The sequence below is a fragment of the Providencia rustigianii DSM 4541 genome, from assembly GCF_000156395.1.
Taxonomy (GTDB): Bacteria; Pseudomonadota; Gammaproteobacteria; order Enterobacterales; family Enterobacteriaceae; genus Providencia; species Providencia rustigianii.
The window spans coordinates 627,813-641,933 of the sequence record NZ_GG703819.1; the positions used below are offsets into that span (position 1 = coordinate 627,813).

23 protein-coding genes are annotated in these 14,121 nt (G+C 38.3%); 6 read left to right on the plus strand and 17 right to left on the minus strand.

The window, feature by feature from the left end; all coding sequences use genetic code 11:
• On the plus strand, positions 1–151 hold a 151-nt coding region (locus PROVRUST_RS19625), incomplete at its 5' end, for a hypothetical protein (protein ID WP_006815256.1).
• Entirely contained in the window at positions 151–1,191 is a 1,041-nt protein-coding gene (locus tag PROVRUST_RS12755; protein ID WP_006815257.1) for a phage portal protein, read from the plus strand. The genes PROVRUST_RS19625 and PROVRUST_RS12755, both read left to right, overlap by 1 nt.
• A 621-nt stretch (positions 1,192–1,812) precedes the next feature.
• On the opposite strand, the gene PROVRUST_RS12760 is transcribed toward PROVRUST_RS12755, so the two are convergent.
• Positions 1,813–2,592 carry a putative phage abortive infection protein gene (locus PROVRUST_RS12760; protein WP_006815260.1) on the minus strand — a complete coding sequence of 260 codons (780 nt, stop codon included), beginning with the start codon at positions 2,590–2,592 and terminating at the stop codon, positions 1,813–1,815.
• Between the two features lie 10 nt (positions 2,593–2,602).
• A complete protein-coding gene (locus tag PROVRUST_RS12765) occupies positions 2,603–2,983 on the minus strand; it encodes an ASCH domain-containing protein (RefSeq protein ID WP_039855217.1) in 381 nt (126 codons plus the stop codon).
• A 62-nt stretch (positions 2,984–3,045) separates the two neighbouring features.
• Between PROVRUST_RS12765 and PROVRUST_RS12770 the strand changes: the two genes are divergently transcribed.
• A complete protein-coding gene (locus PROVRUST_RS12770) occupies positions 3,046–3,582 on the plus strand; it encodes an ATP-binding protein (RefSeq protein ID WP_039855219.1) in 537 nt (178 codons plus the stop codon).
• A 9-nt stretch (positions 3,583–3,591) separates the two neighbouring features.
• Here PROVRUST_RS12770 and PROVRUST_RS12775 read toward each other — a convergent pair whose 3' ends face one another.
• From PROVRUST_RS12775 to PROVRUST_RS12840, 14 genes are all read right to left on the minus strand, one after another.
• Positions 3,592–3,963: an ASCH domain-containing protein gene (locus PROVRUST_RS12775; RefSeq protein ID WP_006815263.1), complete on the minus strand. Its 372-nt coding sequence runs from the start codon at positions 3,961–3,963 to the stop codon at positions 3,592–3,594.
• A complete protein-coding gene (locus tag PROVRUST_RS12780) occupies positions 3,941–4,522 on the minus strand; it encodes a hypothetical protein (protein WP_006815264.1) in 582 nt (193 codons plus the stop codon). The genes PROVRUST_RS12775 and PROVRUST_RS12780 overlap by 23 nt, the downstream gene beginning before the upstream one ends.
• A complete protein-coding gene (locus PROVRUST_RS12785) occupies positions 4,523–4,993 on the minus strand; it encodes a GNAT family N-acetyltransferase (RefSeq protein ID WP_006815265.1) in 471 nt (156 codons plus the stop codon). It abuts the gene before it with no gap.
• Positions 4,994–5,518: 525 nt separating this feature from the next.
• On the minus strand, positions 5,519–7,921 hold the full coding sequence (locus PROVRUST_RS12790; protein WP_006815266.1) for a replication endonuclease: 2,403 nt from the start codon (positions 7,919–7,921) through the stop codon (positions 5,519–5,521).
• Complete coding sequence (locus PROVRUST_RS12795) at positions 7,914–8,234, minus strand: DUF5405 family protein (RefSeq protein ID WP_006815267.1); 321 nt, start codon at positions 8,232–8,234, stop codon at positions 7,914–7,916. Before PROVRUST_RS12795 ends, PROVRUST_RS12790 begins: the two co-directional genes overlap by 8 nt.
• A complete protein-coding gene (locus tag PROVRUST_RS12800; protein ID WP_006815268.1) occupies positions 8,231–9,055 on the minus strand; it encodes a DNA adenine methylase in 825 nt (274 codons plus the stop codon). The genes PROVRUST_RS12795 and PROVRUST_RS12800 overlap by 4 nt, the downstream gene beginning before the upstream one ends.
• Positions 9,048–9,344 (minus strand): DUF3850 domain-containing protein, encoded by a 297-nt coding sequence (locus PROVRUST_RS12805; RefSeq protein WP_119246367.1) that lies wholly within the window; start codon positions 9,342–9,344, stop codon positions 9,048–9,050. Before PROVRUST_RS12805 ends, PROVRUST_RS12800 begins: the two co-directional genes overlap by 8 nt.
• A gap of 2 nt (positions 9,345–9,346) precedes the next feature.
• Positions 9,347–9,568: a TraR/DksA family transcriptional regulator gene (locus PROVRUST_RS12810; protein ID WP_006815270.1), complete on the minus strand. Its 222-nt coding sequence runs from the start codon at positions 9,566–9,568 to the stop codon at positions 9,347–9,349.
• Complete coding sequence (locus PROVRUST_RS12815) at positions 9,561–9,821, minus strand: DUF2732 family protein (protein WP_119246420.1); 261 nt, start codon at positions 9,819–9,821, stop codon at positions 9,561–9,563. Before PROVRUST_RS12815 ends, PROVRUST_RS12810 begins: the two co-directional genes overlap by 8 nt.
• A gap of 68 nt (positions 9,822–9,889) precedes the next feature.
• Positions 9,890–10,309, minus strand: a complete 420-nt coding sequence (locus tag PROVRUST_RS12820; RefSeq protein WP_006815272.1) for a DUF5347 family protein — start codon at positions 10,307–10,309, stop codon at positions 9,890–9,892.
• Between the two features lie 5 nt (positions 10,310–10,314).
• The gene (locus PROVRUST_RS12825) at positions 10,315–10,479 is read right to left on the minus strand and encodes a hypothetical protein (RefSeq protein WP_006815273.1); all 165 of its coding nucleotides are present in this window, start codon (positions 10,477–10,479) and stop codon (positions 10,315–10,317) included.
• Positions 10,480–10,497: 18 nt separating this feature from the next.
• Positions 10,498–10,710: a hypothetical protein gene (locus tag PROVRUST_RS12830; RefSeq protein ID WP_006815274.1), complete on the minus strand. Its 213-nt coding sequence runs from the start codon at positions 10,708–10,710 to the stop codon at positions 10,498–10,500.
• A gap of 38 nt (positions 10,711–10,748) precedes the next feature.
• Entirely contained in the window at positions 10,749–10,979 is a 231-nt protein-coding gene (locus PROVRUST_RS12835) for a hypothetical protein (protein ID WP_006815275.1), read from the minus strand.
• Positions 10,980–10,987: 8 nt separating this feature from the next.
• Positions 10,988–11,338, minus strand: coding sequence for a hypothetical protein (locus PROVRUST_RS12840; protein ID WP_006815276.1), 351 nt, complete (start codon positions 11,336–11,338; stop codon positions 10,988–10,990).
• Positions 11,339–11,432: 94 nt separating this feature from the next.
• On the opposite strand from PROVRUST_RS12840, the gene PROVRUST_RS12845 reads away from it, so the two are divergent.
• The 3 genes from PROVRUST_RS12845 to PROVRUST_RS12855 all read left to right on the plus strand — a co-directional run bounded on the left by PROVRUST_RS12845 (position 11,433) and on the right by PROVRUST_RS12855 (position 13,015).
• Complete coding sequence (locus PROVRUST_RS12845) at positions 11,433–11,723, plus strand: helix-turn-helix domain-containing protein (protein WP_006815277.1); 291 nt, start codon at positions 11,433–11,435, stop codon at positions 11,721–11,723.
• Positions 11,720–11,932, plus strand: a complete 213-nt coding sequence (locus tag PROVRUST_RS12850) for a hypothetical protein (protein ID WP_006815278.1) — start codon at positions 11,720–11,722, stop codon at positions 11,930–11,932. The genes PROVRUST_RS12845 and PROVRUST_RS12850 overlap by 4 nt, the downstream gene beginning before the upstream one ends.
• A 93-nt stretch (positions 11,933–12,025) precedes the next feature.
• A complete protein-coding gene (locus PROVRUST_RS12855) occupies positions 12,026–13,015 on the plus strand; it encodes a phage integrase (protein WP_006815279.1) in 990 nt (329 codons plus the stop codon).
• A gap of 210 nt (positions 13,016–13,225) precedes the next feature.
• On the opposite strand, the gene htpX is transcribed toward PROVRUST_RS12855, so the two are convergent.
• Positions 13,226–14,110, minus strand: coding sequence for a protease HtpX (gene htpX / locus PROVRUST_RS12860; protein WP_006815280.1), 885 nt, complete (start codon positions 14,108–14,110; stop codon positions 13,226–13,228).
• Positions 14,111–14,121 lie beyond the last annotated feature (11 nt).

The window sequence follows — 14,121 nt, forward strand, 5'->3', positions numbered from 1 at the left end:
CACCGCGAGTGGCAACCGCCCTACGTATGAAGCAGATCGCAGTGAAGAAGCCAGCCATGCCGATTTAGCGTGGGCAACTATGCATGCTCTGTATAACGAACCGATCACCGGTGAAAACAGCAACCATCACAATATTGTCGAGGTATTTTAATGAGCCGTAAAAATAAAAAACGTCATTCACAGAATATGGCGCATACAACCAATGACGCATCAATGGAAGCGTTCACGTTTGGCGACCCAATACCAGTGTTAGACAAGCGCGAGATTTTTGATTATTTGGAATGTGTGCAGATTGATAATTATTATGAGCCACCGATTAGCTTTCATGGGCTGGCTCGGACGTTCCGTGCTGCCCCTCACCATAGTAGTGCCATCTATGTAAAACGTAATATTCTCACAAGCACATTCATTCCTAATAAATACCTCAGCCGCCAAACCTTTGATAGCTGGGGATTGGATTTTTTACTTTTTGGCAATGGCTATTTAGAGTTACGAGAAAACCGACTCGGGCAAGCGTTAACATTTAAACACTCCCCCGCTAAGTTCACACGCCGAGGCGCAGACTTAGAAACCTACTGGTTTGTACAGCAGGGGTATGATACTAAGCCTTATGAGTTTGAAACCGGTAAAGTGCATCACCTAATTGAGCCTGATATTAACCAAGAAATCTACGGGCTTCCTGAATACTTAGCCGCTATTCCATCCGTGTTACTCAATGAAGCATCAACGCTGTTTCGCCGTAAGTATTACCTGAATGGTTCACACGCAGGATATATCTTGTATATCAGTGATGCAGCACAGAAAACCGATGATGTTGATAAAATTCGTGAAGCCCTAAAAAGCAGTAAAGGACCAGGGAATTTCCGTAATTTATTTTTGTATGCACCGGGGGGAAAGAAAGACGGTATTCAAACTATCCCTTTGTCGGAGGCGGCAGCAAAAGATGAGTTTCTGAATATCAAGAATGTGAGTCGTGATGATATGTTAGCGGCGCACCGTGTCCCCCCTCAAATCATGGGGATCATTCCTGAAAACGTAGGTGGCTTTGGTGATGTGGAGAAAGCCGCGAAGGTGTTTGTTCGTAATGAACTTATCCCACTACAAAGTAAGATGATGCAGCTTAATGATTGGTTTGGTGCTGAGATTGTTAAGTTTGATAAATACTCATTGGATTTAGATAACAACGACTAGAACAAACGCAAGTAATCTAATCGTGATACCGCCCTCAGTGGCGGTATTTTTTCGCTCACAGGTAGGTGATCTCGATGGTTTAAATAATAATATAACCCCACTCTATTATATCAAAACCACAACACCAAGACTAATCCCCTGAATTTAACCCCCACCAAATCGACGCTTATCCGCCCTGTAATCCATTCTGAGGCGACCTAAAATAATTGCTATCCAGTTATAGAAATTTGAATTTAACGCCGCTATGGCTCGGAGAATTTGCGGGCGGATTATCAACAATAAACATGTCGCCGCGCAATCGTAGCCCCGCCACGCCTGCCCACTAAATAGGTCGGTTTTCATGCAGGTGCATACACAAGTAAAGTCACGATAACTCTATTTGGTCTCAGCAAAAATGAGCTTCAAATAATCATGCAAATTAATGCAGATGAGTGCAGTATGCAGCATACATGTAATAGGCAAAAAAATTAAAAATAATCAGTTCTCTGACTCCGGAAGGCACTATCGAAGCCAAGTATACAATTTATGCATCTACATCAGAAAGAAAACGTAATTAAAATAATAGAATAATATTATAGCTATAAATTATTTGTAATTTATAGCTCATATCTCTATTAATATTCACTTATCACCGTAGGCATCCTGATGGTAAAGATTCATTGCTCCTGCGGATTTCAACTCATCTTTAAAAGATTTACTAAGAGTGAAGCCTTGAAGTAGGGAATACTTTTCAATATAACCTTTAGATTTAAAACCTTTAGTTGACAATCCATTTAACATTAGAGCACCAGACTCTATTGATGATAGCTGTGCTCTAACCAATTTAGCATATTTAATTCGTTCTTTTTCACAAAGAAAACTAGCTTCATCTATATGTTTAAATATATGATACAAATTTCTAAAATAATGCCCTGTATTTGAGAAAAAATTTTCTTCTTCATATACAAGATCAATTGAAGACCTCATTCTTTCCTTAATCAGAGCCTCATCATTTGATAAATTCAGAAAATTAAACTTGACCTCTGTTATATACCACTCAAGCGCATCCACGCCTTTATATGACGTATTATCATAGAAGGTTTTAATATTAGATAAGTGTTCTTTGTGGTATCTTAGAAGTTCAAAGAGTACCGACTCAAATGATTGAGTCATAGATTGTTTAGATGTCGTGTAAAGGGTGAAACAAACCAAAATTATAGATAAAAAACTTAAACCAGGATTAAGTACTCCCCCGATATAATCACCGAACTGCCCCCATTTCTCTACAGATTGACTTATAGGCAAGGTTCCAAAATTCGTCCAATACTTATATAAGGCAAATAAGATAAATAAACAGGTCACCAGTACAAAAATAAATATAATAAAAGGTACTCTTTTCATATAGTCTATTATTTTCCGCATAACTCTAACCTTATACTAACTCAATATCATTTAAATCAAGTTGATATATTCCCTTCATAGCTTTGCATCTAATTGGTTTCGTTAACCTTCTTATATTTTCAATCTTCCATGTAAAATAACCTTCTTTCCAAGTTCTTCCTAAACGAATTGAAGGATCGCTATCGTTATAATCATTTTTTGTCCATATTTTAAACTCTGTAAAATCGACGATAGCCAAAGCTATCCCATCATCTATATCTTCATCGCTAGAAAGATATTTTTGATTTTGAACAATTACAACATTTTTCATCGGGATTTCTGGTGGCAACCATGATCTTATCTCAATATTTTTTTTACCATCTAAAATGAGATCTACTGCAGGTTTGAGGATAGATAATGCTTGATATTTCATGGTATGACCCTTATGGTTTATACCATGATATTTTAACATAAATCGTAAACATGAGGTATATTATGTTGATTTTTATTGCGGGAGTCCACGGTGTTGGTAAAGGTTACTTATGTAAAAAGTATGTCGAAAATAATAAAGCTATACATAAAAGTGCGAGCCAATTAATTCGAGAATATGGGCAAATAGAGTTACCTACCAGCAAGCTAACAGAAAACATTGACAGAAATCAACTTATACTATTAGCTGCTATTGATAATCTCACTCAAAATGGATGTATGTTATTACTTGATGGACATTTTGCATTAGTATCTAAAGATGGAATAATAACTGAAATAGAAATTGATGTGTTTGAAAGATTGAATCCTGATGGTGTTATTTTATTACAAAATGATATCGGTTTAATAACACAACGAATCACAGAAAGAGATAGTAATGCAATACAATATGATATTAATTCTTTAATTGAACACGAAACAAATAATGCAAAAAAAATATGTACTGATTTAGATATTCCCTTAAAAGAATTATATTCGGCTTCTATTAAAGATTTTAGTGATGCGATTGAAGAGATTAAGTACGAGTGTATTACTCGCACTTAAGGTAGATATTTAAACATATCGGAAAGATTGAGGTGCTTTTGCCCCCGGAGATATATCATCTAAATCCAATGGAGAACTGTACCGTATGGGGCTTTTTACTGAAATAGCAAATGCTGTATCGCGACGATGGAAATAGTCAGTAAAGAATTTATGGCTTATTCCAGCATGATTTTTAGTTAAACTCCACAGCTTCGGAGGTGTGTTTACTAAAATATCACCTACCTTAAACTCTCCGATTACTTTACCTACAGGCATAGTCGCATAGATAATGACGGTATCAACATCCTTGTTTTTGAATATTTTTCTTCTAAACTCGAATTTTTTTTCGCCAGATAAAATCTGCTCTGCATATTCCGGTTTAATTGATAATATAACCTTCATCTACGCCCCCATCAGTAATAATTTTTTTAAAGCAAGCATCACTCAAAGGGAGGAACCCCCAATAATTTGCATCATTATATCCAGTAATAGTCATAATATCATCCCTAATTATTCTTTTCGTTAACGGGAAGTTATAGGTAAAACGGATGATATATGGATAATTTTTCTTTGCATATAAAAGCTTAAGCTCATCTTCATCAAAAACACTGAATGGTGCACAATAATCCCTAAAATCTTTATAAGTAGAGAACTCATGAATATTCTTGACACTCAAAACCACACATACCGAAGTTGCTACTGAGCGATAACGTGCCGGTCCCTGACCATCTGAAGTTCTATAGATTAGAAGATTGTCACCGAACTGGAGATCTTGCGTACCATCCATTTTAGTGAGATATACCTTTTCAATGCTATTTGTATGAGAAACATCCTGAATCAAACTTCCATCTTCGTTATTCAGTTTAGATTCAGGAAACAACCTAGTATGCCATGATGGGTATATACTTAGCAGGAAGTTTCTATTTTTTAATTTAATTAACGGATAATTGGGGTAACTCATTTATTCTCTCCACTCCAAATTTTTGAAATAAACGCCTTCTCGACCATTGCTTGTTTCTAGATTTTTTTTTGCTCGCAACTCGAAACCATAACGCGATAATAAACTAATTAGTCCTGCATGCTTATCAAAAATTGTCACATATATTTCTTTGAGATTATTTTTCATAGCAAACTGAAAAACTAATCGTACGAATCTTTCACCTAATTTTGTTCCGTGTGCATCTATTTTGAAAGTACCTAGCTTAACCCTAGTCTTTCTCTCAAATGTAGGGGTCGTGTCTGTAATTGCCTCGTCCTCTACTTTTAAATAAAGGAACCCATCCATCTCGCCATTATCGTTGTAAGAAACAAAAGCTTTGTTCCCTGATTTAGAGATAAACCAATTGTCAAAACCGTCATAGTCCGCTTTTAATGAATTGAAAAAACGGTCATTTAAGTCAATCTCACGGAAGAATTTTTCTTGTATAGGCATCCGATTTTCCTTGTTCAATCACCATTTTGCAATCAATAGGTCGATGCAATCGAAAAGAAACACTTTAAAAGTCTTAATTTTTTCATAGTCTCACAGTAAGTTTATCAATAGTTCTAGATAATGTCTTCACCATTGTAATCTTAAATCGCCACGTATAGCCTAGGAACTTCCTAGCTGTTGATAATATTTATTTTTACATTCAGTTAGTGGCATATAACTGCTCTCGTTTAACAGCCTGTGGTCCTCCACTCACTATTTTTACTTCTTCGCTCAGTTCCAACCACAATTGCCCATCAAGAAATAATAATTTCTGGTCGCTGCAATCAGTGGTTCCCTAAATAAACATCATTACTTGGCGCTGACTTGTTTATTTCGTACCCCATTTTCGCCGCAAATTGCAGGATTTCTGGTACGAGTATATTTTCTTAGTTCGTCAGATGGATTCTGGAATCAACCTTTCTGACAATTTGTGTCGGTTGTACTCTCTCTGCCGCTTTTCCAGCATCTTTATCGCTCAAGAATGGTCTAATCGATTAGCCTAGTCAACACATCCATACACCTTTGCCTATGCTTCTCACTAATTGCCTTTCTCTGCGCCTCCAACTCCCGCCTTTGCTGCTTTTTGCCGTCCTCGTTTAAACTCAATCTCAACCTATCTCCGTCAACTTTTATAAAATGCAGTTCATCACTCACGCCTAAACCATTTATGAACATGGTTTCAATCTGTGGAATATCGAAATGAATACCAACTTCATTGGCAAAAGTGACTATTTCCGACTGAATTTTTTCATCACTTTCACTTAATTCTATTTTTGAAACCCTTCTCTGCTGCTTACCTTGTGATATTTCGCTTCCTGCTGCGTTCTCAGCATCCGTTTCTATAAACGCAAAACCGTATTCCTTGATGTTGCATACTTCACCAGAGCCGTGCTCTGGCTCGTAAAATTGCACATCTGATAGATTAGAGTTAATAGGCGATCTACAGTTATTGACAGGACTCCGAGGCGCTCCGCTGTCGCTTCTTAAAAGATTAAGGTCAAGGTCAACGGCGCTTTTCTTGACGATTTGATACTTTCTTTCGCGAGTTTTAATGACTGGTGCACCAGATTTTAATTGGTTGTAGATACCAACTACTTTCTGAACCTCTTCCCCGTAGACGTTAACGTCATTAGTCTCACGAGCTACGCGGATCGTTTCTAATTTGCGTGGAATACATGGACCACCTTGTGACATGACATACTCAAAAAAGTCACCCTCATCAGCCGCCGCGCGAACACGCTCCGCGATATCACCAAGGCTGTCAGCAATGGAAACGCCGCGCAATCGACGACACTCGCGATATGCCCCTTTTGATGGGAGTTTGTAGAATTTGAATTGAGGGATGCGCCACGTTGAAGCCCACGCGGTTACCGCCGCCGCCATGCTTTTTAAGTCTTTGCCGGTTTCGTGATCAATTTCACCATCAAGGGCGTAACCGTCGATATTTTTAGCGATATACTTCGCGATATACCCGACGGCACCACCACGGTTCATATGCTTACATTCGAAACGGAATTTCTGTGCGCCGGCTTCGTTTCCATCTTCTTTCAAAGCCCGTTTACGCATAATATCAATTGCTTCCGCGCGTTTTGCTTTATCAACAAATAGCAACATATGCCAATGCGGCGTGCCATCATGGTGCGGCTCAACAACTCGAACACCATAAATATTGATATTTTTATCATTGAAAGCCGAGCGAATACGCGACCAAATTTTAACTAAATAGCGCTGCCCATCTTTTGGCGTAAAAGCCTCATCCTTCCACTTGTGATTAAGCACCGCGTAAAAATCATCTTTACCCGTTTCCTTGTTTTTTTCTTTTCGTTGCTTTGTCGGGTGATACTTTGACGGGCAAGTTAATGTAATAAACATGCCGATATCACCCCGTTCTTTCGCTACGCGTTCAATACCTGCCATTTGCGCCATCAGTTCCATCCTGCGTATTTCAGGGTTAGAAATACTCGCCATGACTTTCTCAAACAGATCAAACCGCTCACCCGTTTCAACGTCTTGAATATCCATACCTTGCAGATATTGCATATTAGATAAACGCTGAGCTTGCACCTCACGAATAGCCTGCTTACTGGCATAAGGCTGGCGATTTACACACACGTCCATATTGGCAATCATGATTGCCTCAATCCATTGGGTACGATGGGCTTTTAGCTTGCGATGCCAAAAATCTGCGTCAACTAAACGTTGTACAGCTGCAATCACTTGGCGCGTGGTTAAGTTTTGCTTTCCTTTTCTGCGCTTTCTATTTTTCAAAACTTTCAAATAGCTTTGATAGTGAAGAGGACACACATGTAAACCATTGGAAAGCTCAGCTAAACGCCCATAAATCAACGTTTGCGATGCATCTTCATAGATAACCTCACGATCACCGTCATTTTGCTCGGTCAACTTATCGCAATAGATTTCATAGAGACTGAAAAAACCACTTGAAATATGTTCCGCCAATTTTTTAATTGGCTTGTCATACAGATCAAATAGCCTGTTAAACTGGCTAATTTCAGAAGTAAAACGAGTGGATAGCGTCAATAGCGCTTTTGTATCTAACTCATAGCGTGAATTAACAGCCATAATACGTGGGTAGATTTTCTTGTAGAAGTCAGAACGTAAATACTCATACGCTTTATACTGCCCTGACTCTTTAATGATGTTCTCATAGTGCTTTTGAATACGGTAACGCAAGATGCGCGGTAAAGTCTCTACTTCACCTAAAATCGCTTGCGCATGAATTAATTGTTCATGCGATAGAGATTTTCCTAAAGCATCTATATCAGCTTTGTAATAATTATTTTCTTTGGGCTTATTCCACGAATACGGAAAATCCATATCTGCGGAATAAGTTAATCCCTGTTGCGTGAAATCCAATACCTTAGACATTAAGCGCCCCGCCTAATGTTTCTGGTCTTAATAAATTAATGGCAGTTTCACAACGACGAGAAATGACATCAACAGTCTGGCGGTAAACATCCAGCGTCTTGATGCCTTTTCCCTTCACTCTCATGACGTGATACGAGGTCAGCTCAATCGCAATAAACCACGGATCAGAGCTACAACAAACTAACTCATAACAACGAGTTTTATTATTGATTTGCAGTAAGCGCCACTGAACATTTTTAGAATCATCTACATGGCGCTGAATCGCAAAGCGAGTACCGCTAATGTAAACGCCATCTTTAGGGTCAAACATCATGACTCAACCCCTGCCAAAACTGCGATAATTTCAGTTGCCGATTTACGATTTCCGTTCGCTGAAATTTTTCTCGGTGCTTCTATCTCATGGACAGTAAAGCCAAGATCAAGATACAGCTCTTTTGCTGCAAGAGAATTAGATACGGTAATAGGATTACCTTGAATATCATTAATATCTTTCAAGGCAATTGCTAGTTCTTGCTGGTCAGTATTAGAAAAGCCAGCAGTATGATAACGAGTGAAACTATCCCCCATATAAGGCGGATCGCAATAAACACCATCACCAAAATCAACGAGTGATAATGTATCTTGCCATTCAAGATTCAAAATTCTAGTTTTGGTGAGATAGGCTTTATTACAGAAACTATCAATTTCAGTTTTAGGGAAATAAGGCGCTTTGTAGTTACCAAAAGAAACATTGAATTTGCCTTGTTGGTTATAACGACACAGCCCATTAAAACAATGCCTATTTAGGTATAAAAATAAACTTGCTTGCCTTAATCGTGACAATTCCTGCTTGTCACCGTTAAACTCTACTCTAGCGAGATAAAAATCTTCACTATTATTTTTTTCACTAAAAAGCTGCAATGCCTCTATAGCAACACTTTCAGGCAGTGTCGTTATAGCTTCATATAAGTTAATCAAATCAGGATTAGCATCCGCGATTAAATACTGCTCATAATCAGTATTCATCATCACAGCACAAGATCCAGCGAATGGCTCAACCAAACGGTTTGCTTTAGGCAAATGAAGGCGTAGCTGCTCCATAATACCAACTTTAGAGCCTGCCCACTTGAGGATAGTTCTATTAGGTTTAGCCACGAAAATTATCCTCAATTCGAATAATTGAAAAAGAAATCATCACAAATTCAGGTAATGGCTTTAGTTCTGGATAAACATCATTAATCTTTGTGATGTCAGTGATTAAGCATGAAATAGCGTTACCTGTGTAACTGGCATATGGTTTATTAGTTGAATTGAATTCACGTAAAAACAGCTCGTCACCCACCTTAAAATCTCTATCGGCACGGCGAAATTCTGCTGTTTTCAAACCATCTTGAACCAATTGAAAGTAACGAGGGGCAAGCTTGAGCTCATATCTTCTTTTCACCGTCACACGCTCCGATAATGTTTGCTTTTCAGCTCAAAAATCGTTTGGCAATCAATACAACGAGTACAGCCCATTGAGGCAATTCGACGCTGTTCTGGAATTGGTTTATCGCAGTCTTCACACTCAAAAGCCGAAGTACTGACTGCTCGGTTTGTAACTGCTTTTATTTGCTGCTCTCGCATCAACATTTCGTGCTCGCTAGCGCGGTCAATTTCTTTAGACATGATCTAACTCCGCAGCCAAATTGGATAAATGAACAGACTCACCCGCAAGCAATTCAAGGATTTGCTCACGAGTCAGTTTTTCACGAGTTGCTTTACAAACGATGGAATCAAGACGAGTTGAAAACTTATCAAGCTGAACTTTGCGTTCATCTTCACGAATGGCTTTAATGCTGATAGCGATAGCCGAGTAATCACGTTCTCTCGTAGCAATATCAACACCAATTAAAATCGGTTTTATCTCTTTATTTCGCATAACTAATACCTCAAATTTAGAATGTAAGAACCCCTGACGCGCTAACGTCATTTATTTCTTTATTTAATTTAAATAGGCATGGCGATGTGTTTCGGTAACAATGCCGCTAATACTTTTACTTGATTAATTGCAGATATAATAGATTGCTTATCCTCTTTACTAAAATCCTCTAACATCAATTGATGCTTATCACTATTAATGCCAGCCAAATAAAAAATCATATTTAGCATTCTCACATCACTTAATCTTAAATACTCAATAAATCCGGAAAGCTCCTTATTATCTGGACATTCTTTATTTGAATGAAAAACTGTCGTTCTTAATTGAGCAGCTTTATTCAACTCACTCACACGATATTCAATGCTTTTTCCGTGATTCTCGTAGTACCTAGTTGTTGCTCGCTTTGCTGGTGTAACATCAGTTTTCACATTACCGGCTGATTCAATCAACTGTTTAGCTTTAACTAACTCAATTGTTGAACTATTCATTTCGTTTATCTAAATGCAGAAATAAAAATAAATGATAAGAACAAAAAACCAACAAGCATAAATAGTTTATCAACACTAGATAACTTGCATTTCTTCCTATCGCTTTTAAATTCATTAACAGATGAACCTGTTAATTTATGTTTATGCTGTTGCACATGTAATTGTGTCATTTATAGCCACTCCTCATGTTATTTATGCGACAAGATCTTGTAACCTGCTTGATTTAAAACTTGAGCAAGTACATCTGATAAAACTGAAACCTCAATATCTGATAATGCAGAGCGCCATGCTTTTTTGGCTCGAACTCCATCCATACTAAGTGATAATTGCATTTCAATTATGGAATGGTATGTTCTATAGAGTTCATCATATTTTTCTTTCTTATCTGAAAGGGTATCCATAGTGTCTACTCCAACTAACTAATTTAATTAAAATTTAACTATCGATGAAAAGGAACTTCATCAATATATGGACAAGGGTTACCCCTAACGAATAATTTATCGATATATTTTGTCGCCTCAGTCATCGAATCAAATAACCCAAACGAATTATCATCACGTTGAACGTGAAAGCGGGTTACGGGATTCATGGCTTTAGCCGGTAACTTAATAATTTGAAAGTTACGATACTTAAAGCTATGCGTTGAAATCTGCTCAATACCAGCAGTCATTTCGTCACCTACCCTTTCAAAGCTTCTTCGACAGATTTCAGCTCATCAGGAACAGCACCTAAATCGCTAATAAGTTTATTTACGCGCTTAAACCAACTCGCTTTCCATCCCATCCGTTCAGTTGATGGAATTTGACCAGTAGCCTCATAAACCATTTCAAGCCACTCATTCCACATGATCATTAAGCGCATATCGCTAAAACTTTCACCATGCAATTGACGTTCGGTGCGGATAGGTAAACGACGGCGATCAGTGAGTTTTCGAACACTACTTTCTGACTTACCTGTACGGCGGGAAAACTCCGAAACAGTGATCGGATCAGGAATCTTGAACAGCAAATGTAACAATTTCTCATTCATGTGATAATCTCTCCGTTTGGGGTATTTCTGCAATGAATTACCCCAATGTGTTTAATTTAAATCAATTCTGCCCTAAATAGTTGAGAACTGCAATATGAAAATCAGTATTGGAGAGAGACTGCTTTTGATACGCGAAAGCGAAAGACTCTCAAGTCGACCGGAAGTTGCTGAAATGCTTGGTATTCCTACTAACGCATTATGGCGTTATGAAAATGGTAAAACTATGCCAGATGTGGATGTTGTCACAAAAATTTTAAATCACCCACGCTTTGAAAAGTATGCACTGTGGTTTATTACGGGGAAAACCGCCCCTGAATCAGGTCAAATAGCTCCAGCACTTTACGACCCTAAAAACTATGAAGTTGATGAGGACAAACAAGCATGACATTAAATGAAAAACTTAAAGAAGCATTATCCGTTGAACACTTAGATATACCGATTGCTAATAACATCAATTGGCTATGCTTTGAGAATATTTTAAAACATCGGCGGCTTAGTAAATATTCTCTATGGCTAACAACCGGTAAAATTATTCCATCTGCCGGTCAAATTTCACCGGCTATCGCACACAATGGGCTTATGAAAATAATCTAGCTGCTTTTAATAACAAAAGCTGGCTAAATATTTATCAACAGTATGTTTTTACTAACAATTTAGAATCACCTCGTTTAACCGGAGGGCGCAACAATGACTATTAAGGCGCTTGAAGGTGGACGTTACAAAGTGGATATCAGACCGCAGGGGCGAGAAGGAAAACGAGTCCAGCGGGTATTTAAAAAGAAAGCAGATGCCTTAGCATTCGAAAGAAGTGTAATGCTTACTGCAAATAGCGATGAGTGGAATAGTGAGTCACGAGACTACCGATCTCTGTCTGAGATTTTTCAGATATGGTGGATATATAAAGGGCGTAACAATAAATATTCGACTAATCGCAAAAGAACAGTAACAAAGATAATCAATGATATGGGTAACCCTTCCGTATATCAGATAACGCCTAAGCTTTTAGGTCAATATCGGTCAGATAGGCTGCAAAGTGGAGTGAAAGCTTCAACAGTCAATAGAGAGCTGAATTTGTTAATGGGCATTTTCACATCGTTGGCAGAGATTGGTGAATGTTCTAAAACCAACCCAATCAAAGGGCTTAGTAAGCTAAAAGAAGAAAAGCCCGAAATGTCTTATTTGACGAAAAGTGATATTGAAAAATTACTGAATGCTGTTGAAGGTGATTATTGGCGCATTACAGTTTTATGTTTAAGTACCGGTGCCAGATGGGGTGAAGCAACCCAATTAAGAGCCGAGAATTTATTACATGGGCGAGTTACTTTTATGAAGACGAAGAACGGCAGGCATCGCACCGTTCCAATATCTGATGAAGTAATGAAGGCAGTAAAAATTAAAGAGTCTGGTTTACTGTTCAACGCTGACTATGAAACTTATAGAGCGATACTAAAAAACGTAAAACCTGATTTACCACATGGTCAAGCTGTACATGCTTTACGTCATACTTTCGCGGCTCATTTTATGATGAACGGAGGGAATATCTTAACACTCCAAAAAATCATGGGTCATGCAACAATTCAGCAAACAATGACGTATGCACACTTTGCGCCAGATTACTTAAATGAGGCTATATCATGTAATCCACTACGCGAAAGCATCCACATTCCATCCACATAAACGGGCTATTGTGGTGCTTTATAGTATGACAGTCATGTGATATCTCATTGATTTATATAGCCAGACCTGTATTGACAAGGCTGGCTATGCCTTATGAAGGGGGCTTTTTTTTGCCTAAAATTCTATTCTTAGCTTGATACCCACAGATTAAAAAAGGGAAACACACTGTATTTCCCTTTCGTTGTATCTCAATTTTTATTAGCGCGGTGACTATTTCAGGTATTGACCTGAACGTAGTGCTTCAATACGTTTGTCTAATGGTGGGTGCGATAAAAATAATTCACTAAATGCTTTACCTCGGCCATTAATGCAAAATGCCATCAGACGCCCTTCTTCCTGTGGCTCATAACTGGTTTTTAAGCGCTGTAAGGCAGCAATCATTTTCTCTTTACCCACTAATTTCGCAGAACCAGCATCCGCATGGAACTCACGATGACGAGAGAACCACATGGTAATAATGCTCGCTAAGATACCAAATACAATCTCCAGCACCATGGATACGGCAAAGTAAACCATTGGATTACCATTGCTACTTTCACTTTCGTTGTCATTATTATTCGACATAAAACCAGCAGCGACTTGAGCCAGAATACGCGAAATAAAGATAACAAAGGTATTTACCACGCCTTGTAATAAGGTCATAGTCACCATGTCACCATTTGCGATATGGCTAACTTCATGAGCAATAACCGCCTCAGCTTCATCACGGCTCATGTTTTCCAATAATCCAGTGCTTACCGCAACCAAAGAAGCATCACGACGCGCACCCGTTGCAAATGCGTTAATATCTGGGGCATGGTAAATAGCAACTTGAGGCATCTGAATACCTACCTGTTGAGCTTGGCGGCTAACGGTATTCACCAACCACCGTTCCATCTCATTACGTGGTTGTTCGATAACTTCACCACCCACTGACTTTAATGCCATCCATTTAGACATCAGCAATGAGATAAATGCCCCACCGAAGCCAAATAATGCAGCCATAATCAGTAGACCTTGTGCGCTACTTCCACGTATCCCGGTTAAACTTAAAATAATCCCGAACACAAACATAACAGCTAAGTTTGTGAGCAAGAATAAAGCAATTCTCATCATTTTTTATAGTT